Source organism: Blastococcus sp. SYSU DS0533, assembly GCF_054050775.1.
This window is the reverse complement of sequence record NZ_JBJGZZ010000018.1, coordinates 18303-38545: the sequence shown is the minus strand read 5'-3', so window position 1 is coordinate 38545 and position 20243 is coordinate 18303. Positions and strand designations below refer to the sequence as shown.

The window sequence follows — 20243 nt, the reverse complement described above, 5'->3', positions numbered from 1 at the left end:
ACCCGCGCCGGGGAGAGGCAGCCGGTGCCTCCCTCCTCCGAGCGGGACAACCCCGCCGGCGCCAGCGCGTCCGTCCGCACCCGCCGCATCCGCGAGTTCGCCCGCGACGTCCTCGGCTACGAGGACTTCCGCCCGGGTCAGGAGCAGGCCATGCAGGCCGTGGTCAGCGGCCGCGACACCCTCGCCGTGCTGCCGTCGGGCGCCGGGAAGACCGCGATCTACCAGGTCGCCGGCCAGCTGCTCGACGGGCCCGTGCTCGTCGTCTCCCCGCTCATCGCCCTGCAGCGCGACCAGGTCGATCGGCTCACCGAGCTGGCCGACCAGGCCGGCCGTGCCGCGCAGCTGAACTCCGCCCTCTCGGCCGGCGACCAGCAGCAGGCCCTCGACGGACTGGGTGACGGAACGGTCCGCTTCCTGTTCCTCGCCCCGGAGCAGCTGGCCAAGCCCGAGGTCGTCGATGCCATCGCCGGAGCGCGGCCGGCCCTCTTCGTGGTCGACGAGGCGCACTGCGTCTCCGCCTGGGGCCACGACTTCCGCCCCGACTACCTGCGCCTGGGCAGCGTCATCGAGCAGCTGGGCCACCCGACGGTGCTGGCGCTCACCGCCACGGCCGCGCCGCCCGTACGTGCGGAGATCGTCGAGCAGCTCGGCATGCGCCAGCCCGAGGTCGTCGTCGCCGGCTTCGACCGCCCGGAGATCCGGCTGGAGGTCGACCAGCACGCCGACGCCCGGGGCAAGCAGGAGGCCGTCCTCGAGCGGGTGCTCACCGAGGTCGGCGAGGGGCGCGGCCCCGGCATCGTCTACAGCGCGACCCGCAGGGGCAGCGAGGAGATCGCTGCGGCGCTCGCCGACCGCGGCCTGCGCACCCACGCCTACCACGCGGGGCTGAAGAAGTCCGACCGCGAGGACACCCAGCGCGCCTGGATGGACGACGAGCTGGACGTCGTCGTCGCGACGACCGCCTTCGGCATGGGCATCGACAAGCCCGGCACCCGCTTCGTCGTCCACGCCGAGCCCGCCGACTCGGTGGACAGCTACTACCAGGAGATCGGCCGGGCCGGTCGCGACGGCGAACCGGCGCTCGCCGTCCTGGTCTACCGGCAGGAGGACCTCGGGCTGCGCCGGTTCTTCGCAGCCGGCGCGCCGGCCGAGGAGGAGCTGCAGCAGGTCGCCGGGCTCGTGCAGGCCGCCGCCGCGGCGGGCATCGACGACGGCGTCGACGTCAAGGCGCTCCGCGAGGAGACCGGCCGGGCCGCGACCCCCCTGGTGCGTGACCTCAACCTGCTGGAGCAGGTGTCGGCCGTCGTCCTGGACGAGGACGGCGCCGCCCACCCGGCCGACGGCGCCCCGCCGCCCGGCGAGGCGGCCGAGCAGGCCCGTGAGCTCGCCGAGCACCACGAGAAGGTCGACCAGTCGCGCGTGGAGATGATGCGCGGCTACGCCGAGACCACCGAGTGCCGCCGCCAGTTCCTGCTCGGCTACTTCGGCGAGCAGCTCGACGAGCCGTGCGGCAACTGCGACAACTGCTCCGCCGGCACCGCCCACGAGCACGTGGCCGCCGAACCCGAGGACACCCCGTTCCCGGTCGAGACGCCGGTCGAGCACACCGAGTGGGGGCCCGGCGTCGTCATGCGGGTCGAGGACGACCGGCTCACCGTGCTCTTCGACGAGGTCGGCTACAAGACCCTCGGGCTGGCCGCCGTCGTCGAGCACGACCTGCTCCGCCCGCGGAGCTGACCGGCCACCCGCCTCGACCTGCGGGACCGGCCGATCGCACCCATGATCATCAGCAGGAGAGCGGGTCGACGCGCCTGGAGCAGATCGGGCGGACCCCGGAGAAGGAGTGCACGCGTGAAGGTCCTCGGCATCAACGCGATCTACCACGACCCCGCGGCGGCGCTGGTCGTCGACGGCCGGATCGTGGCCGCCGCGGAGGAGGAACGGTTCAGCCGACGCAAGCACGGCAAGCGCCCGCTGCCGTGGAGCGCCTGGGAGCTCCCCGAGCTGTCCGCCGCCTGGTGCCTGCAGCACGCCGGCATCCGGCCCGAGGAGCTCGACGCCGTCGCCTACTCCTTCGACCCCGCGCTCATGGGGACGCCGGAGGAGTCGGGGCTGTTCGACGACGGCGACACCATGCGCAAGAAGTACGCCGAGATGGCGCCGGACTTCCTCGCCCACGCCCTGCCCGGCCTGGACCCGGCGAAGGTCCGCTTCGTGAAGCACCACGTCGCGCACGCGGCCTCGGCCGGGAAGGGCGCCCCGCAGCGCGACAACGCGGTGCTCGTCCTCGACGGCCGCGGTGAGGCGCACAGCCACCTCGCCGGCCGCTATGTCGACGGGCAGCTCGAGGTCCTCGCGGGGCAGGCGCTCCCCCACTCGCTCGGCCTGATGTACGAGGAGCTCACCGACCACCTCGGCTTCCTCCGCAGCTCGGACGAGTTCAAGGTCATGGCGATGGCCTCCTACGGCAAGCCGCGGTTCCTCGGCGAGCTGTCCGAGCTGATCCGCGCCACCGACGACGGCGGCTTCCGCACCGAGAAGATCGACTTCGCCGAGTTCGCGCCCCGCCTGCGCAAGGGCGAGGACTGGACCGAGGCGCACGCCGACCTCGCCGCCAGCGTGCAGACCCGCCTGGAGGAGGTGCTGGTCGACCTCGCCCGCTGGGTGCACGAGCAGACCGGCGAGAAGACCCTCACCATGGCCGGCGGCACCGCCCTCAACTGCGTCGCCAACACCCGCGTCCTGGCCGAGAGCCCGTTCGAGCAGGTGTGGGTCCAGCCCGCCGCCGGCGACGCCGGCACCGCGCTCGGCGCGGCCCTGCACGTCGCCGCCGAGCTCGGCGAGCGCACCGAGCCGATGGCCGGGGCCGACCTGGGCCGCGGCTGGAGCGACGACGAGATCGAGCAGGTCCTGCAGACGGCCGCGATCGTCTACGAGCGCCCCGACGACGTCGCCGAGGCCGTGGCCGAGGTGCTCGCCGACAACGGCATCGTCGCCTGGTTCCAGGGCCGCAGCGAGTACGGCCCGCGCGCGCTGGGCCACCGCTCGTTGCTCGCGCACCCGGGCTTCGAGGCCAACCTGGAGCGGATGAACGACGTCAAGGGCCGCGAGCAGTTCCGCCCCGTCGCCCCGATGGTGCTGCTGGAGCGGGCACCCGAGATCTTCAGCCGCGGGCCGATCCCCTCGCCGTACATGCTGTTCGTCCACGACGTCGCCGAGGAGTGGCGCGACCGCATCCCCACGGTGACGCACGTCGACGGAACGGCGCGTATCCAGACCATCGACCCGGCGACCGAACCGCTGGTGCACCGCATGATCTCGGCGTTCGAGCGGCGCACCGGGCTCCCGGTGGTGGTCAACACGAGCCTGAACACCGCGGGCCGCCCGATGGTCGACGACCCGCGGGACGCCCTCGAGTGCTTCGGGTCCGCCCCGGTCGACCTGCTGGCGATCGGCCCGTTCGTCGTCCGCCGGTCGAAGGCCACGCCCCGCCCCGGGCAGGCGTGAGCCGGCGGCCGGGCCGCGTATCGGTTCGGCAACGCCGGTCCCCCGAGCGGGTGGCGGTCGTTAGGCGTGCGCACGCGCGGGTACCGGGCTGCTGGCAGTCACCTGTCAAGAACCTGGCAGGTCGGGCGACCTATGGGAGGACATGATGTCTGCAACCCGCGGAAACACCGGCACGGACCGGGGCATGACCTGGCCGCAGATGCTGGCCCTGGCGATCGGGGCCGTCTACCTGCTGGTGGGGATCGTCGGATTCTTCATCACCGGGTTCGACAACTTCTTCGCGCACGACACCGACGAGACCATCGTCGGGTTCGAGATCAACCCGTTCCACAACGTCGTGCACATCCTGGTCGGTGCGGCGGGCCTGGCCCTGTTCCGCACGCTGTCCGGCGCCCGCACGTACGGATGGCTGCTCGCCGTCGGCTACGGCGCCACGTTCATCTACGGTCTGTTCGCCGTCGACGCCGAGTGGGACTTCCTGAGCCTCAACTGGGCGGACAACTGGCTGCACCTGGTCAGCGCCCTGGCCGGCCTGGCCATCGCACTGGGCCCCGTGCGCAACGCCGTGGACGGGCGCACGCGCGTCTGAGGAGAGTCCCCCGTCCGAACGCCGGGGCGGGCCGCACCCAGGAGCCGGGTCTCGTCGTCCCCAGGGACGGCGCGGCCCGGCTCCGCGGCATCCCCGGCACCCGGCATCCGGGCACCCCGGCACCCCCGGTGCGACGGCCGTCACGTCCGGCGCTACGTTGCCGGGCATGGACTTCGCTCTCTCCGCCAAGGCCGAGGACGTCTGCGCCCGCGCGTGGGACTTCATGCGGGAGCACGTGTTCCCCGCCGAACCCGTCTACGACGCCTGGCGCGCCGAGCGCGGCCACGACAACCACGAACACCCGCCGATCCTCGAGGACCTGAAGGCCGAGGCGCGCAAGCGCGGCCTCTGGAACCTGTTCCACCACGAGGTCGGCGGGCTCTCCAACCTCGAGTACGCCTCCGTCGCCGAGATCACCGGCTGGTCGCCGGTGATCGCCCCCGAGTCGATGAACGTCGGTGCGCCGGACACCGGCAACATGGAGACGCTCATGCTCTTCGGCACGCCGGAGCACAAGGAGCGCTGGCTCAACCCGCTGCTGGAGGGCGAGATCCGCTCCGGCTTCGCGATGACCGAGCCCGACGTCGCCAGCTCCGACGCGCGCAACATCCAGACCTCGATCGTCCGTGACGGCGACGAGTACGTCATCAACGGCCGCAAGTGGTGGACCTCCGGTGCCGCCGACCCGCGCTGCCAGATCTTCATCGTCATGGGCAAGACCGACCCGGACGGCCCGCCGCACCGCCAGCAGTCGATGGTGCTCGTCCCCCGCGACACCCCGGGCCTGGAGATCATCCGGCACCTGCCGGTGTTCGGGTACCAGGACCAGCACGGCCACTCGGAGCTGCGGTTCACCGACGTCCGCGTGCCGGTGAGCAACATCCTCTCCGGCGAGGGCGACGGCTTCATGATCGCCCAGGCCCGCCTGGGCCCCGGCCGCATCCACCACTGCATGCGCGCCATCGGCATGGCCGAGCGGGCGCTCGCGCTGATGGTCGAGCGGAGCAAGAACCGGGTCGCCTTCGGCCGCCCGCTGGCCGACCAGGGCACCGTCCGCGAGGCGATCGCGCTCTCCCGCATCGAGATCGACCAGGCCCGGCTCTACGTGCTGAAGACGGCGGACCTGATCGACAAGTACGGGGCCAAGGGCGCGCGCACCGAGATCTCGGCGATCAAGGTCGCGGCCCCGAAGGTCGCCCTCGACGTCATCGACCGCGCGATCCAGGTGCACGGCGGCGCCGGCGTCAGCAACGACACCGTGCTGGCCCGCTTCTACGCCAGCGCCCGCACGCTGCGCATCGTCGACGGCCCGGACGCGGTGCACATCCGCGGCGTGGCCAAGGAGGAGCTGGCCCGGCAGCGCCCCTACACCGGCTGAGTTCCGCCCGGTCCGCTCCCCTCGTCCCGCGCGGGGAGCGGACCGCTCAGGGCGTCAGCGTCGTCCCGAAGCCGCCGCCGGCGAGCTTGGCCATCAGCTGCGTGCGGTCCAGGCCCACCGCGGCCAGCGCGTCGGCGTCGCGGTCGGTGTCGATCCGGTCGGAGAACCGCTGCTCCACCTTCTCCGCCGTGTCGTTGTCCCCCTCGGTGCGCAGCACGCGCACGAGCTCCTGCCTGTCCAGCTCCACCGGTTCCTCCCTCGCCACCCCTGGGCACGGAGTGTGGTGCGGATCACCTCGTGCCGCAACGGCAGCAGCGGATCAGCCGCGGCGGGCCCGACGGAGCAGGTAGCCCCCCGCAGCAGCGAGCACCACGGCGACGGCGAGCTGCGCGATCGCCACACCGCCCTGGTCGCTGGCGAACCAGGTGGGCGTCGACACCAGCAGCACGGCCGCGACACCCAGCACCAGGAGGCCGACGAGCCGCTCCCGGCGGGACGTGGGCGACGGGGGACGGCCGGGCTCGGGCGCTGACATGCTCGCAGCCTGCCAAACGGGTAGCGGCACGCCGGACGGGGAACCCACCGTCCGGGCCCGACCCGGGGTCCCGTCGGCGTAGGTTGCGACGACGTAGGCCGACGCCGACCCGGAGGTCCCCATGCCGAAGACGTCCCCGCAGGCAGCCGTGCTGACCGAGCTCGAGCCCGTGGTCGCCGAGAACCTCGACCGGCACATCCGGATGGCCAAGGAGTGGCACCCGCACGACTACGTGCCCTGGGACGAGGGGCGCAACTTCGCCTTCCTCGGCGGGGAGGACTGGTCCCCGGAGCAGTCCCGGCTCGACGCGACGGCCAAGGCCGCCATGTTCGTGAACCTGCTGACCGAGGACAACCTGCCCAGCTACCACCGCGAGATCGCCACCCGGTTCGGCCGGGACGGCGCCTGGGGGCAGTGGGTGGGCCGGTGGACGGCGGAGGAGGGCCGGCACGGCGTCGCGCTGCGCGACTACCTCGTCGTCACCCGCGGCGTCGACCCGGTCGAGCTCGAACGGGCCCGGATGGACTACATGACCACCGGCTACGACTCCGGCGACAAGACCCCCCTGGAGGCCGTCGCCTACGTCTCCTTCCAGGAGTTGGCCACGCGGGTCTCGCACCGCAACACCGGGAGGGCCACCGGCGACCCGATCGCCGACAAGCTGCTGGCCCGCATCGCCACCGACGAGAACCTGCACATGATCTTCTACCGGAACCTGGTGACGGCGGCGTTCGACATCGACCCGGACGAGATGATGAAGGCCGTCGCCAAGGAGGTCATGACCTTCGAGATGCCGGGCGCGAACATGGCGAACTTCCGGCGGAACTCGACGATCATCGCGAAGGCCGGCATCTACGACCTGCGCCTGCACCACGACGAGGTGGTCAGCCCGATCCTGCGTACCTGGAAGGTCTTCGAGCGCAGCGACCTCGGGCCCGAGGGCGAGCAGGCCCGCGAGGAGCTGGCCGCGTTCCTCGCCGGGCTCGACGCCGAGGCCACCCGGTTCGTGGAGAGCCGTGAGCGGCTGCGGGCCCGCATGGCCGCCCGGGGCGAGGTCCCCGTCCAGATCTGACGGGGCTCAGAGCGGGCAGGCCATGACGATCTCGTCACGGTCGTCGCCGGGTGCGACGCGGATCGCGCCGGGCAGCCGGCCCACCTCGACGTAGCCCAGGCCCTTGTAGAACTCGTCGACGCCGGTGCCGCCACGCGCGGTGAGGTGCAGGAATTCCCAGCCGCGGTCGCGGGCGATCCGGTGCACGCCCTCCATCAGCACGCGGCCCAGGCCCTGCCCCTGGCGCGAGGGGTGCACCTGCACCCGCAGCACGGTGCCCCAGTGCCGGCGCAGGGGGCTCAGCGAACCGACGACGCTGGCGAACCCCGCCGTCTCCCCGTCCACCTCGAGCAGGGCGAGCACATCGCGGCCGGAGTGGACGCCCTCCAGCAGCTTGTCCAGCAGCGGGACGACGTCGTCCTCGGTGACCGGCGGCACGAAGCCGACGGCGCCGCCGGCGTTGGTCACGTCGGTCCAGCAGCGGAGCAGCTCGGCGCGGAGCCCGTCGTCGACGGTGGAGACGGGGCGGACGACAGCGGCGGGCACACCGGCATTCTCCGCCCCGCCCCGCGGTCCCCTCGACGCGGGCCTCACCCCGCCTTGCTCGGCGGCTCCCCGGCGGCGCGGGCCTCCGCCGCGCGCACCGGGTCGTAGGCGCAGGCGTCGACGACGTCGGCGACCGGGCCCTCCGCCGGTCCGGGGGCCTCGACCGTCCCCGTGCCGTCCGCGGGCGGCTGGGTCCCGGCCGCGGGAACGGGTGTGCGCGGGTCGACCGCCTCGTCGACCAGCTGCCGGATCCGGTCGTAGTCGGGGTAGGCGGGGTCGATGACCGAGTCGTCGAGGACCACGCTGCGGATCTCGGCGTCCTTCACGCGGAACGCGAGGTCGACGAAGTCGTCCAGCCGCGAGCGGGGGATGTCGGTGCTGACGATGTCCTCGGTGGTCGCGGCCAGCTGCTGGTAGCGCTGCAGGAGGGTGACCGGGTCCGCGGCGTCCACGATCGCGGAGATCGTGCAGCGCTGCCGGTCCATGCGGTCGTAGTCGGTGAGGCCCAACCGGCCCCGCGCGAACTGGAGCGCGGTGAAGCCGTCCATGCGGACGTCCCGGCCGGGCGGGATGTAGTCGTCGGGCAGCTCGCCGGTACCCGGGTCGCCGTTGATCGGCACGTAGTAGTTCACGTTCACCGTGATGCCGCCGAGCGCGTCGACCAGGCGGCTGAAGCCCTCGAGGTTGACCAGCACGAAGTAGTCGATGCGCAGGCCGAGGGCCTCACCGACCCCGAGCTTGAGGAAGTCGGCGCCCGGGTCGTCGGTCGGGCCCAGGACGTCGGGGTACCAGGCCGGGCCGTTGCGGTAGACGGCGTTGAGCAGGCTCTCGCTCTCGCTCCCGGCGTCGAAACCGTCGGGGTAGACCTCACCGAGCGGGCTGCCCTCGGGGAAGGGCAGGTCCTGGAGGTTGCGGGGCAGGCTGAACAGGACGGTGTCACCGGTCTCGACGTCGGTGCTGGCGACGACGACGGTGTCGGTGCGCACACCCTCGCGCCCCTCACCGCCGTCCCCACCGAGCAGCAGCACGTTCACCCGCTCCCGGCCGCCGAAGAGCTTGGCGGTGTCCTCGTCGTCCTCGTCGTCCTCGTCGACGGTGGCCGACTCCCGCTGGTCGTCGAAGACCCCGGCGATGAGGTCGCGCGACGTCGTGGCCAGGTGGCCGGCGAAGACCGCCGGGACGGCGATCGCGGCCACGAGCACCGCCACGACCAGGCCGCCCACGACGTGCCGCCCGCGCGAGGTGCCCGCTGGCACCAGCATCCGGTAACCGGCGACGACGACGGCGATCCACAGCAGGGCCAGCCCGCCCACGCCCACCGTCGCCCAGAGCAGCGCGTCGGTGTCGACGAGGGTGCGCGCGGCGAACCGCTGCCCGGCGGTGGCCAGCCACGCGCCGCCGCCCACGAGCAGCAGGAAGACGGCGAGCACCGCCACCCCGAGCCGCCGCCGGCCGGCCGCCAGGAAGCCCGTCCCGGGCACCAGCGCCCCGAGGACGGTCCAGCCCAGGGCTGCACCGAAGCCGCGCCGCTCCCGCGGGCCCGGGTGGTGGGCGCCCGGTCGCGAGGAGAGGGGTGTCGTCCCGCCCGTCATCCCGCGTCCCCGCACCAGCTCACCGGGCCATGCTCCCACCCTTCGGCCAGGTAGGGGCGCTGACGACGGCCCACCCGGGGCGGGACCGCCCGATCCGGCGACGGCGGGGCTCCGGCGGTGGGCCGGTCGCGTCGGAGGGCCTCCGTAAGCTCCGCTGCGTGCGACTGGCGACCTGGAACGTGAACTCGATCCGCACCCGCGCCGACCGCGTCGCCGCCTTCCTGGAGCGGCACGACGTCGACGTCCTGGCCATGCAGGAGACCAAGTGCCGGGACGACCAGTTCCCGGAGGCCCGGTTCACCGCGCTGGGCTACGAGGTCGCGCACGTCGGCTACTCGCAGTGGAACGGGGTGTCGATCCTGTCCCGCGTGGGGCTGGAGGACGTCACCGTCGGCTTCCCCGGCCAGCCGTGCTGGGGCGAGGACACCACCTGCGAGGCGCGGGCGCTGGCGGCCACCTGCGCCGGGGTGCGGGTGTGGAGCCTCTACGTGCCCAACGGCCGGACGCTGGCCGACCCGCACTACACCTACAAGCTCGAGTGGCTGGCCGCCCTCCGGAGCACCGCCGCGGGCTGGCTGGCCGACGACCCGGCCGCCCAGGTGGCCCTCGTCGGTGACTGGAACATCGCCCCGCAGGACGACGACGTCTGGGACATGTCGGTGTTCAGCCGGTCCACGCACGTCTCCGCGCCGGAGCGGGCGGCGTTCCAGGCGGTGGTCCACGCCGGCTACGCCGACGTGGTGCGCCCCCACACCCCGGGCCCGGGCGTCTACACCTACTGGGACTACACCCAGCTGCGGTTCCCGCGCCGCGAGGGCATGCGGATCGACTTCGTGCTGGGCTCCCCCGCCCTGGCGGGCCGGGTCGACGGCGCGTTCATCGACCGCGAGGAGCGCAAGGGCAAGGGCGCCAGCGACCACGCCCCGGTCGTCGTCGACCTCGCGGGGTGACCGGCCGCCGGCTCCCTAAGCTGGCTCCCCGTGCTCGTGCTGCTGCCCCCGTCGGAGACCAAGGCCCCAGGGGGCGACGGCCCGCCGCTCGACCTGGGCGCGCTCACCGCCCCGGAGCTCACGCCGGTGCGCACCGGGCTCGCCGGGGCGCTGGTGGAGCTCGCCGGGGACGTCCCGGCGTCCCGCGCCGCCCTGGGCCTGTCGCCGAAGCAGGACGACGAGATCGCCCGCAACGCCGCGCTGTTCACCGCGGGCACGCTCCCGGCCCTCGAGCGCTACACCGGCGTCCTCTACGACGCGCTCGCCGTGCGGTCGCTCACCCGCGCCCAGCGGGCCCGCGCCGACCGCCGGCTGGCCGTGGGGTCGGCCCTCTTCGGCCTGGTCGCGGCCGGGGACCGCATCCCGGCGTACCGCCTCTCGGCCGGCTCCGCGCTGCCCGGACTGCCCACCCTGCGCGCCCTGTGGAAGCCGGCGCTCGGGCCGGTGCTGGCCGGCGCCGAGGGCCTCGTCGTCGACCTGCGCAGCGGCTCCTACGCCGCGCTCGCGCCGGCGCCCGGCGCGGTCACCGTGACCGTGCTCAGCGAACGACCCGACGGCACCCGCACGGTGATCAGCCACTTCAACAAGGCGCACAAGGGCCGGCTGGCCCGGCTGCTCGCCACCACCACGGCCGAGCCGGGGGACGTCGTGCGGCTCAGGAGCCTGCTGAGACGGGCGGGGTTGCAGGTGGAACACGACGGCGGAACGGCGTTGACGCTGGTCGTGCCCTCCCCCTGAGGCCGATCTCTCCCCGGCTTCGCCCCGGCGGTTGGTTGCGCGCAACCGGCCAACCGTGACATAACTGCGGGGACCCGGCGCGCTCGAGACACGCGGCGCACGGGATCTCGCATCCGGCGACCGCCGGGCAGGAAGGCTTCGGTGGACGGAACGGACCCCACGGTCGACCCGGGAGCGAGCCTCGGCGACCGTTCCGCGGCCGAGCTGCGCCTGGACCCCACCCGCGCCGAGTCCGCCCGCCGGATCCTGCCGACGGGGGACCATGCCGGCCTCGACCGTCTCGCGGAGCTCGCCGCCCGGCTGCTGGGGACGAGCGGCAGCCAGGTCTCGCTGCTGGCCGACGTGCAGCACGTCGCCGCCGGGACCGGCGCTGTCGCCGTCGGCGGCACCGGGCCACTGGAGGAGTCGCTCTGCACCGTCACGGCGGCGCTACCGGCCGGAGAGGCGTTCGTCGTCCCGGACGCCCGGGCCGACGAGCGCGTGCGCGACCTGCCGCCCGTGCGGGCCGGCGTCGTCGGCTCCTACCTCGGCACGGCGCTCACCGACTCGGCCGGCGCCCCCGTCGGGGCGCTCTGCGTCTTCGACCCCGAGCCACGGCCGTGGGCCGACTCGGAGATCGCGACGCTGCGCCAGCTCGCCGGATCGGTGATGACCGAGCTGCAGCTGGCGGCGCTGCTGCGCCGCTCGGAGGACGACCGCATCCGGTGGGAGCTCGCCACCGAGGCCGGCGGCGTCGGCACCTGGGACTGGGACCAGTCGACCGGTGAGCTGACCTGGGACGAGCAGCTCATCGCGATGTTCGGGTACGGCGCGGACTTCGGGCGCACGATCGATGCCTTCAACGCCCGCCTGCACCCGGAGGACGCCGGGTGGGTCCGCGACGCGCTGCAGCAGGCGGTCGACACCGGCGGCGAGTACGACGCCACCTACCGCATCGTCCGCCCGGACGGCGAGACCCGCTGGATCCACGCCCGCGGCCGGGCGCTGGTCGGCGACGACGGGCGCACCACCCGGGTCCTCGGCACCGCCTACGACGTGACCGGCGAGCGCGAGGAGGCCAGCCTGGTCACCCGCGTGCTCGAGGCCATGCCCGCCGGCTTCTACAGCCTCGACCGCGACTGGTGCTTCACCTACGTCAACGCCGTGGCCGAGAAGCTGCTGCAGACCCCGCGCGACGAGCTGCTCGGCCGGGAGCTCTGGGAGGCCTTCCCGGACGCGGTGAACAGCGTCTTCGAGCACAGCTACCGGGAGGCGGTGCGCACCGGCGAACCGGTCGCCTTCGACGCCTACTACCCGGCACCGCTGGACGGCTGGTACGAGCTGCGGGCCTGGCCGAGCCCCGACGGCCTGTCGGTGTACTTCCTCGAGGTGACGGAGCGGCGCCGGGTGCAGGAGGAGGCCCGGCGGGTGGCGCAGCGGCTGGCGCTGCTGGCCGGCGTCAGCGCCGACCTCGCCGGCCCGCTCGACCAGGACCGCGCCCTGCAGCACCTCCCGCAGCTCGTCGTCCCTGCGCTCGCCGACTTCTGCATCGTCACGGTCGTCGACAGCGACGGGCGCGCCCGCGACATCGGCTCCTGGCACGCCGACCCGGACCTGCGCCCGGTGCTGGAGCGCTACACCCAGGTGCGCCTGGACACCATGCCGCCGGACTCCCCCGCCGCCGTGGCGCTGCGCACCGGGGAGCAGCGGCGCAGCCTGGGCTCCGCGGTGCTGGACCTGCTGCCGCCGGGGGAGTCCCGCGACCTGCTGGCCCGCCTCGACCCGCGGGAGGCCGTCGTGCTGCCGATGCGCGGGCGCAACCGCACGCTGGGCCTGCTGACCGTCTACCACTCCCGGGCGACCCCGACCCGGGACGAGGACCTCGTCACCGCGCAGGAGGTCGCCGACCGGGCCGGCCTGGCCCTGGACAACAGCCGCCTCTACAACGCCCAGCAGCAGCTCGCCGAGGGCCTGCAGCGCAGCCTCCTCACCGAGCCGCCCGAGCCCGACCACGCGGAGATCGCGGTGCGCTACCTCCCCGCCGCGGAGGCGGCGCGGGTCGGGGGCGACTGGTACGACGCCTTCCTGCAGCCCGGCGGCGCGACGATGCTGGTCATCGGCGACGTCGTGGGGCACGACACCGAGGCCGCGGCCGCGATGGGGCAGCTGCGGGGGCTGCTGCGCGGGGTCGCCACCTACAGCGACGCGGGCCCGGGCGAGGTGCTCCGCGGGCTGGACGCCTCGATGACGACGCTGCAGATCACGACCATGGCCACCGCCGCGGTGGCCCGGCTGGAGCAGACGCCGGACGAGGTGCAGCAGGGCGTCACGCGGCTGCGCTGGGCGAACGCCGGCCACCTGCCGCCGCTCATCCTCACCGAGGACGGGCAGGTGGCGGAGCTGGGCGAGTGGAGAGGCGACCTGCTGCTGGGGGTCGACCCCGGCACGCAGCGGCGCGAGTCGGTGGCCACGCTGAAGCGCGGCTCGACGGTCCTCCTCTACACCGACGGCCTGGTCGAGCGCCGCGACTCCGACCTCGACGAGGGCATCCAGCGGCTGCGCTCGGCGGTCGAGGAGCTCGCCGACCTGCCGCTGGAGGGCCTGCTCGACGAGCTGCTCGACCGGCTGGTGCACGGCCGGCCCGAGGACGACGTCGCGCTGGTCGCCGTCCGGTTGCACCCGCAGGACCGGCCGCGCCCGGCCGAGGCCGGGCCGACCCGCGTGCCCCCGACCGTGCCGAGGGACCCCGCGCAGCGCTGAGCCGCGGCCGGTCAGCGACCGCGGTCGCGCCGCACCTGGGCCTTGCGCCCCTTGATCATCGTGGCCCGCAGCGCCTGCACCACCTCGTCGGCGGCGGCCTCGGGCACCTCGACGAGCGCGAACCGCTGGTGGATCTCGATCGAGCCCACGTCGCGCCCGGTCAGCCCCGTCTCACCCGTGATGGCGCCGACCAGGTCGCCCGGGCGGATGCCGGCGTCCCGGCCCACCCCCACGAACAGCCGAGCGGCCGGACCGCCGCCGGGGCGGCCCGCGGGCCGGCCGGGACGGTCGTCGCGCCGCCCGCCGTCGCGCCCGCCGCCGGCCCGCCCGCCGTCGCGCTCGGGGCGGAAGGAGACCTGCGGGATCTCCTCGTCGTCGTCCACGGGGCCGGTCGCCTCGTGCGCGAGCTTCACCGCCGCGAGCGCGACCTCGACGAGGTCGAACTCGTCGGTGAGGGTCTCGACGACGACGCGGAAGCGGTCCAGGTCGTCGGTGAGCAGGCTCTCCCGCAGCGCGGCCCGCGTGAGGTCGAGCCGGCGGGCCCGGAGGTCGGCGACCGTGGGCACCTTCTCCACCGCGATCGGCGCCCCCGCGACCCGCTCGATGGTCTTGAGCATCCGGTGCTCCCGCGGCTCGGCGAGGGTGATCGCCACCCCCTCGCGGCCGGCCCGGCCCACCCGGCCGATGCGGTGCACGTAGGACTCCGGCGCCGACGGGACGTCGTAGTTGACGACGTGGGTGAGCTGCTCGACGTCCAGCCCCCGCGCCGCGACGTCGGTGGCCACCAGCAGCTCCGCCGTCCCCCCGCGGAGCCGCCCCATCACCCGGTCGCGCTGCTCCTGGCTCATGCCGCCGTGCAGGGCTTCGGCGCGGTAGCCGCGACCGTTGAGGGTCTCGGTGAGCGAGTCGACCTCCTCGCGGGTGCGGCAGAAGACGATCGCCGCGGCCGGCGCCTCGACGTCGAGGATCCGGCCCAGCGCGGCCGATTTGGCGCCCCGGGGCACCACGTAGGCGGTCTGCCGGATGCGGGGGGCGGTGCCGGGCGCCGCCCGCTCGCGGGCGATGGTGATCCGCACCGGGTCCGAGAGGTGGCGTCGCGCCAGCGCGTCGAGCCGGCGCGGCATGGTCGCCGAGAACAGCACCGTCTGCCGCTCCTCGGGCGTCGCCTCGAGGAGCGCCTCCAGGTCCTCGGCGAAGCCCATGTCGAGCATCTCGTCGGCCTCGTCGAGCACCACGGTGGCGACCTCGTCGAGGCGCAGCGCACCGCGGTTGAGCAGGTCGAGGGCGCGGCCGGGGGTGGCGACGACGACGTCCACGCCCGACTCCAGCGAGCGGAGCTGCCGCACGATCGGGGCGCCGCCGTAGACCGGCAGCACTCGTGCACCGAGGTCGCGGCCGTAGCGGTGCAGCGCCTCCGACACCTGGACGGCGAGCTCGCGGGTGGGCACGAGGACCAGCGCGACCGGGGCGCGGCCGTCGCGGTGGGCCGGCATCCGCTGGAGCACGGGCAGCGAGAAGGCGGCGGTCTTGCCGGTACCGGTGGCGGCCTGCCCGAGCAGGTCACGCCCCTCGGCCAGCGGCGGGATCGCCTCCTGCTGGATGGGGGTGGGCTCCTCGTAGCCGAGGGCGGCCAGCGCCCGCAGCAGCTCCGGGCGCAGGCCCAGCTCGTCGAAGGTGGAGCCCTCGGAGGTGGGGTCGCCGGCGGGTGCGTGTTCCTCGGTCATCGCCGCCCATCGTTCCCCCCGGTCGGCGACGACGCGCGGCCGGGTTTCTGGCAGGCTGCCCGGGTGACCGCCGACGACGACCTCTGCACCCGCCCCGCGACCGAGCTCGCCGCGCTGGTCCGCGGCCGCGAGGTGTCCGCGCGCGAGCTGCTGGAGGCGCACCTGCGCCGCATCGAGCGGCTGGACCCGCAGGTCAACGCCGTCGTCACCCTGGACGCCGAGGGCGCCCGGGCGGCTGCGGACGCCGCCGACGCCGCGCAGGCCGCCGGCCGGCCGCTCGGTCCCCTGCACGGGCTCCCGGTCGCGCACAAGGACACCCACGCCACGGGCGGCATGCGCACGACCTGGGGCTCGCCACTGCACGCCGGCACCGTCCCGGACGCCGACGAGCTCGTGGTGGCGCGGCTGGTCGGCGCCGGGGCGATCCGCGTGGGCAAGACGAACGTGCCGGAGTTCGCGGCCGGCTCGCACACCTTCAACCCGGTGTTCGGCGCGACCCACAACCCCTACCGGCACGGGCTCTCCGCGGGCGGGTCCAGCGGTGGGGCGGCGGCCGCGCTCGCGGCGGGGTTCGTGCCGATCGCCGAGGGCAGCGACATGGGCGGGTCGCTGCGGAACCCGGCCGCCTTCTGCAACGTCGTCGGGTTGCGGCCCACGCCCGGCCGGGTGCCCACGTGGCCCGCGCCGATGGCGTGGTCGCAGCTGTCGGTGCAGGGCCCGATGGGGCGCACGGTCGCGGACGTGGCGCTGCAGCTGTCCGTGATCGCCGGGCCGGACGCGCGCGTGCCGATCTCGCTCTCGGACGACCCCTCCGCCTTCGCCGCTCCCCTGCCCGAACGCCTCGACGGTCTCCGCGTGGCCTGGGCGCCCGACCTCGGCGGGCAGGTGACCGTCGACCCGGCGGTCACCGCCGTCCTCGCCCCGTCGGTCGCCGTGCTCGAGTCGCTGGGCGCGTCGGTGGAGGAGGCCTGCCCCGACCTGTCCGGCGCGGACGAGGTGTTCGGGACGCTGCGGGCGTGGCTGTTCGACGCGGCGTTCAGCGAGCTGGCCCGTCGGCACCCCGACCAGGTGAAGGCGTCGATCCGCTGGAACGCGGAGCTCGGCGCGAAGCTCACCGGCGCCGACCTGGCCCGCGCCGAGCAGCTGCACACCCGGCTGTACGAGCGGGTGGTCGCCTTCTTCGAGCGGTACGACGTGCTGCTCGCGCCCACCACGCAGGTGCTCCCCTTCCCGGTGGACATCGAGTACCCGACCGAGATCGCCGGCGTCCACCAGGCGAACTACCTGGAGTGGATGCGCTCGTGCACGGTCATCTCGGCGACCGGCTGCCCCGCGCTGTCGGTACCGGGCGGCTTCACCGGGGACGGGCTGCCGGTGGGGCTGCAGGTCATCGGTGCGCCGCGGGCCGACCGGCTGGTCCTCGAGGTGGGCCACGCCTTCGAGCAGGCCACCCGCTTCGGCGACCGCCGTCCGCCTCTCTGAACCGGTCTACCGCTCTCTAGCGTCACCGCTAGATCCCCGCAGACGGGGCTCGGGGCCGGCGGAGCCGGCGGGGTACTCCTGCAGCGGCACCTCGTCCGCGGCCCACGCCGCGAGGACCGGCTCGACGATCCGCCACGACTCCTCGGCCTCGACGTCGCTGATCCCCAGCGCCGACTCGCCGGCGAGCAGGCCCTTCAGCAGCAGCCCGTAGGCCGACAGGGCCGGCGGCGGCAGCTCCGCGGCCAGCGTCCGGCGCTTCAGGTCGAACGGGTCGCCCGCGCCGTTGAGGTTCACCTCGAGGCTGATCGCGTCGGGGTCCAGCCGCAGCCGCAGCAGGTCCGGCTCGGGCTGCCCCTCCCCCTCGTCCCGCCCGAACGCCAGGTGCGGCACCGGCCGGAAGCGGAGCACGATCTCGTGCCGGTCGGCGCCCAGTGCCTTGCCCGAGCGGAGCCGGAAGGGCACGCCCGCCCACCGCCAGTTGTCGACCTGCACCGTGTACGCGGCGTAGGTCTCGGTGCCGCGGTCGGCGTGCACGCCCGGTTCCGAGGTGTAGTCGGGTAGCTCCCGCTCCCCCACCCGGCCCGCGGTGTAGCGGGCGCGGACGGTCTCCCGGCGCGGGTCATCCGGCGAGCGGACGGCGCGCAGCACGTCGGCCTTGCGGGCGGCGAGGCTGCGCGCGTCCAGGGCGGCCGGCGGCTCCATGGCCACCACGGCCAGCACCTGCAGCAGGTGGTTCTGCAGCATGTCCCGCAGCGCGCCCGCGGTGTCGTAGTAGCCCGCCCGCCCCTCCAGCCCGAGGGTCTCGTCGAAGACGATCTCCACCTGCTCGACGTGCTGGGCGTTCCAGACCGGCTCGAACACCCGGTTCGCGAACCGCAGCCCCAGGATGTTCAGCACCGTCTGCAGGGCCAGGAAGTGGTCGGTGCGGAACACCTGCTCCTCCGGCACCAGCCGGTGCAGCACCTCGTTGAGCTTCCGGGCGTCCGCCAGGTTGCGGCCGAAGGGCTTCTCGACGGCGACGACCGCGCCCTCGGGCAGCTCCACCTCGGTCAGCGCCTCCAGCGTGGGCAGGAAGACGGTGTTCGGCAGCGCCAGGTAGACGACCGGCACGCCACCCGCGCGCTCCAGGCCGGCTCGCAGGTCGGCGGGGACGGTGACGTCGCCCTGCCGGTACCCCAGCCCGCCGACGAGCCGCTCACGGGCCTCCTCCGGCACGTGCGCCGCGTGCTCGGCCAGCCGGTTGCGAGCCCAGCCGCGGTACTCCTCGTCGGTCCAGCCCTCGCGGCTGACCGCCACCAGCCCGGCCGGGTCGGTGAGCACGCCGGCGGCGACGAGCTCGGCGAGCCCGGGCAGCAGCAGCCGGCCGGTGAGGTCCCCGGTCCCGCCGAGGATCACGAACGAGCGGGTCATCTCCGCGCACCTCCGTCCGCGGCGGCCGAGGCCCGGGCCAGGTTCCAGCCGCTGGTGATCACGCCCACGTGGCTGAACGCCTGCGGGAAGTTGCCGAGGAAGGCCCCGGTCGACGGGTCGACCTCCTCGGCCAGCAGGCCGAGCCCGGTGGCCCGGCCGCACAGCGAGTCGTACAGCTCGTGCGCCTCCTCGAGGCGGCCCTGCCCGGCCAGGTTGTCGACCAGCCAGAAGCTGCAGAGCAGGAACGCGCCCTCGGTGCCCTGCAGCCCGTCGGGCGACTCCTCGTGCAGGTAGCGGTAGAGCAACCCGTCCCCGGCGTCGAGGTGGGAGCGCACCGCCTCGGTGGTCGCCACCATGCGGGGGTCGTCGGCGGGGAGGATCCGGCGCAGCGGCAGGCTCAGGAGCGACCCGTCCAGCCCGCCGCGGTCACCCCCACCCGGCGGCGTGAGGTGCTCGGTGAAGGTGCCGCGGTCGGGGTCCCACGCCTGCTCCAGCAGGGTGCGGTGGATCCGGTCGGCCTCGGCCCGCCAGCGCTCCCGGGGGTGCGGGAGCCCCAGCAGGTCGGCGATCCGCAGCGCCCGGTCGACGGCGACGTGGCACATCGCGACCGAGTAGGTGAACGGCCGCCCGGCGTCGCGGATCTCCCAGATGCCGTTGTCCGGCGTCCCCCACTGCGCGATGGCCTGCTCGGCGAGCGTCCGCAGCGAGATCCACAGCGGCTCGCTCACCTCGCCACCCCCGCGCACCCACTGGTAGGCGACGTCGAGCAGTTCGCCGTAGACGTCGTTCTGCACCTGCCGGGCCGCGCCGTTCCCCCAGCGGACCGGCGAGGACCCGCGGTAGCCCTCCAACGTGGCGTCCAGCCACTCCGTCGCCGGGGGCTCCCCGTCGAGGGCGTACATGATGTCGACGCCACCCCGCCGCTCGACGTTGCGCAGCGTCCAGGCCAGGAAGGCGTGCGACTCCTCGCCCATGCCGATGCGGTTGAGCGCGTAGCCGGTGAAGGCGGCGTCGCGCACCCAGGTGTAGCGGTAGTCCCAGTTGCGCTCGCCGCCGATCCCCTCGGGCAGCGAGGAGGTGGCCGCGGCCATCACCGCCCCGGTGGGCACGTGGTCGAGCAGCTTCAGCGTCAGCGCGGAGCGCCGCACCAGATCGGGCTGCGGGCCGGAGTAGGTCAGCCGGCCGGCCCAGTCGCGCCACGAGGCGACGGTCTGGTCGACGAGCCGCTGCGGGTCCCGTCGTGCCCGGGTGTGGGTCTGCCCCGACCACTGGAGGATGACGGTGAGCCGCTCACCGGCCGCGAGCCGTGCCCGGCCGGCGATCGCACCGTCACCGCTGAGCGTCAGCGGGTGCGAGCACCACAGCAGCAGGTCCAGGTCGGGGCGGGCCGGCCAGCGGATCCGCCAGGCCTCGAGCTCCGAGCGCACCTGCACGCCGTCCTTGGGCGCGAGCCGGACGTCCACCTCCACCGAGCCAGACAGCACCCGGGCGGTCCGCAGGATCTCACCGCGTCCCGCCGGCACCGGCTCGGCGAGGTCCGCACCCGACCGCAGCGGCAGGCAGTCGGTGAGCTCGAGGACGCCGTCGGCGGTGTGCAGCTCGGTGACGAGCACCCCGGTGTCGGGCAGGTAGCGCTGCGCCGCCTCCCGGAGCCCGACCGGGGTGACGGCGAAGGTCCCGCCCCGCCGGGCGTCCAGCAGCCCCGCCACGAACGGCTCGCCGTCGAACGTCGGCAGGCACAGCCACGGGATCGAGCCGTCCCGGGCGACCAGCGCGCAGGTGACGCCGTCCCCGACGAGCCCGTGGTCCTCGATCGGCAGGTAGCCGTCGGTGCGGCTGAGCGGGCGGAGCGGCACGGGCGGTCCTCGCGTCGGGGGCAGCGGTCCCTCGCACCCTGCCCGCGCAGGGGCCCGGCAACCCCGCCGCGCATGACGGTCCTGTGAATCGCTCTTTCTACACCTCT

At 74.5% G+C, this 20243-nt stretch carries 16 protein-coding genes; 9 read left to right on the top strand and 7 right to left on the bottom strand.

All coding sequences use genetic code 11. The features are described 5' to 3' along the window. Positions 1-24: 24 nt before the first annotated feature. The 4 genes from ACI79W_RS17515 to ACI79W_RS17500 all read left to right on the top strand — a co-directional run bounded on the left by ACI79W_RS17515 (position 25) and on the right by ACI79W_RS17500 (position 5474). Positions 25-1737, top strand: coding sequence for a RecQ family ATP-dependent DNA helicase (locus ACI79W_RS17515; RefSeq protein ID WP_456563369.1), 1713 nt, complete (start codon positions 25-27; stop codon positions 1735-1737). A gap of 114 nt (positions 1738-1851) precedes the next feature. Beyond that, positions 1852-3507 (top strand): carbamoyltransferase family protein, encoded by a 1656-nt coding sequence (locus ACI79W_RS17510; protein ID WP_456563368.1) that lies wholly within the window; start codon positions 1852-1854, stop codon positions 3505-3507. 184 nt (positions 3508-3691) lie between these two features. After that, on the top strand, positions 3692-4096 hold the full coding sequence (locus tag ACI79W_RS17505; protein WP_456563367.1) for a DUF4383 domain-containing protein: 405 nt from the start codon (positions 3692-3694) through the stop codon (positions 4094-4096). Positions 4097-4262: 166 nt separating this feature from the next. Next, the gene (locus ACI79W_RS17500; protein ID WP_456563366.1) at positions 4263-5474 is read left to right on the top strand and encodes an acyl-CoA dehydrogenase family protein; all 1212 of its coding nucleotides are present in this window, start codon (positions 4263-4265) and stop codon (positions 5472-5474) included. Positions 5475-5520: 46 nt separating this feature from the next. Here ACI79W_RS17500 and ACI79W_RS17495 read toward each other — a convergent pair whose 3' ends face one another. Together ACI79W_RS17495 and ACI79W_RS17490 are read right to left on the bottom strand one after the other, a co-directional pair. Continuing rightward, the gene (locus tag ACI79W_RS17495) at positions 5521-5721 is read right to left on the bottom strand and encodes a hypothetical protein (RefSeq protein ID WP_456563365.1); all 201 of its coding nucleotides are present in this window, start codon (positions 5719-5721) and stop codon (positions 5521-5523) included. Positions 5722-5793: 72 nt separating this feature from the next. Next, the gene (locus ACI79W_RS17490; RefSeq protein ID WP_456563364.1) at positions 5794-6009 is read right to left on the bottom strand and encodes a hypothetical protein; all 216 of its coding nucleotides are present in this window, start codon (positions 6007-6009) and stop codon (positions 5794-5796) included. A 121-nt stretch (positions 6010-6130) separates the two neighbouring features. Between ACI79W_RS17490 and ACI79W_RS17485 the strand changes: the two genes are divergently transcribed. Continuing rightward, complete coding sequence (locus ACI79W_RS17485; RefSeq protein WP_456563363.1) at positions 6131-7081, top strand: acyl-ACP desaturase; 951 nt, start codon at positions 6131-6133, stop codon at positions 7079-7081. A 6-nt stretch (positions 7082-7087) separates the two neighbouring features. Here the strand turns inward: ACI79W_RS17485 and ACI79W_RS17480 are convergent, their stop codons facing one another. Further along, positions 7088-7606, bottom strand: coding sequence for an N-acetyltransferase family protein (locus ACI79W_RS17480; RefSeq protein ID WP_456563362.1), 519 nt, complete (start codon positions 7604-7606; stop codon positions 7088-7090). 44 nt (positions 7607-7650) lie between these two features. Beyond that, positions 7651-9198 (bottom strand): LCP family protein, encoded by a 1548-nt coding sequence (locus tag ACI79W_RS17475; RefSeq protein ID WP_456563361.1) that lies wholly within the window; start codon positions 9196-9198, stop codon positions 7651-7653. Positions 9199-9356: 158 nt separating this feature from the next. On the opposite strand from ACI79W_RS17475, the gene ACI79W_RS17470 reads away from it, so the two are divergent. The 3 genes from ACI79W_RS17470 to ACI79W_RS17460 all read left to right on the top strand — a co-directional run bounded on the left by ACI79W_RS17470 (position 9357) and on the right by ACI79W_RS17460 (position 13664). Further along, entirely contained in the window at positions 9357-10148 is a 792-nt protein-coding gene (locus ACI79W_RS17470; RefSeq protein WP_456563360.1) for an exodeoxyribonuclease III, read from the top strand. Between the two features lie 30 nt (positions 10149-10178). Beyond that, complete coding sequence (gene yaaA, locus ACI79W_RS17465) at positions 10179-10925, top strand: peroxide stress protein YaaA (protein WP_456563359.1); 747 nt, start codon at positions 10179-10181, stop codon at positions 10923-10925. Positions 10926-11066: 141 nt separating this feature from the next. Beyond that, complete coding sequence (locus ACI79W_RS17460) at positions 11067-13664, top strand: SpoIIE family protein phosphatase (RefSeq protein WP_456563358.1); 2598 nt, start codon at positions 11067-11069, stop codon at positions 13662-13664. A gap of 11 nt (positions 13665-13675) precedes the next feature. Here ACI79W_RS17460 and ACI79W_RS17455 read toward each other — a convergent pair whose 3' ends face one another. Next, the gene (locus ACI79W_RS17455) at positions 13676-15388 is read right to left on the bottom strand and encodes a DEAD/DEAH box helicase (RefSeq protein WP_456563357.1); all 1713 of its coding nucleotides are present in this window, start codon (positions 15386-15388) and stop codon (positions 13676-13678) included. A 63-nt stretch (positions 15389-15451) separates the two neighbouring features. Here ACI79W_RS17455 and ACI79W_RS17450 point away from each other — a divergent pair, with 63 nt between their 5' ends. Continuing rightward, positions 15452-16870 (top strand): amidase, encoded by a 1419-nt coding sequence (locus ACI79W_RS17450; protein WP_456563356.1) that lies wholly within the window; start codon positions 15452-15454, stop codon positions 16868-16870. A gap of 6 nt (positions 16871-16876) precedes the next feature. Here the strand turns inward: ACI79W_RS17450 and ACI79W_RS17445 are convergent, their stop codons facing one another. After that, positions 16877-18280, bottom strand: a complete 1404-nt coding sequence (locus tag ACI79W_RS17445; RefSeq protein WP_456563355.1) for a glucose-6-phosphate dehydrogenase — start codon at positions 18278-18280, stop codon at positions 16877-16879. After that, a complete protein-coding gene (locus ACI79W_RS17440; RefSeq protein ID WP_456563354.1) occupies positions 18277-20136 on the bottom strand; it encodes a glycoside hydrolase family 15 protein in 1860 nt (619 codons plus the stop codon). The genes ACI79W_RS17445 and ACI79W_RS17440 overlap by 4 nt, the downstream gene beginning before the upstream one ends. Between the last annotated feature and the right edge of the window lie 107 nt (positions 20137-20243).

What these genes read in the sequence shown, in the direction of transcription:
- ACI79W_RS17500 (WP_456563366.1), top strand. Translation starts at nt 4,263, where the DNA reads ATGGACTTCGCTCTCTCCGCCAAGGCCGAGGACGTCTGCGCCCGCGCG.
- ACI79W_RS17445 (WP_456563355.1), bottom strand. Translation starts at nt 18,280, where the DNA reads ATGACCCGCTCGTTCGTGATCCTCGGCGGGACCGGGGACCTCACCGGC.
- ACI79W_RS17490 (WP_456563364.1), bottom strand. Translation starts at nt 6,009, where the DNA reads ATGTCAGCGCCCGAGCCCGGCCGTCCCCCGTCGCCCACGTCCCGCCGG.
- ACI79W_RS17485 (WP_456563363.1), top strand. Translation starts at nt 6,131, where the DNA reads ATGCCGAAGACGTCCCCGCAGGCAGCCGTGCTGACCGAGCTCGAGCCC.
- ACI79W_RS17455 (WP_456563357.1), bottom strand. Translation starts at nt 15,388, where the DNA reads ATGACCGAGGAACACGCACCCGCCGGCGACCCCACCTCCGAGGGCTCC.
- ACI79W_RS17505 (WP_456563367.1), top strand. Translation starts at nt 3,692, where the DNA reads ATGACCTGGCCGCAGATGCTGGCCCTGGCGATCGGGGCCGTCTACCTG.
- ACI79W_RS17475 (WP_456563361.1), bottom strand. Translation starts at nt 9,198, where the DNA reads ATGACGGGCGGGACGACACCCCTCTCCTCGCGACCGGGCGCCCACCAC.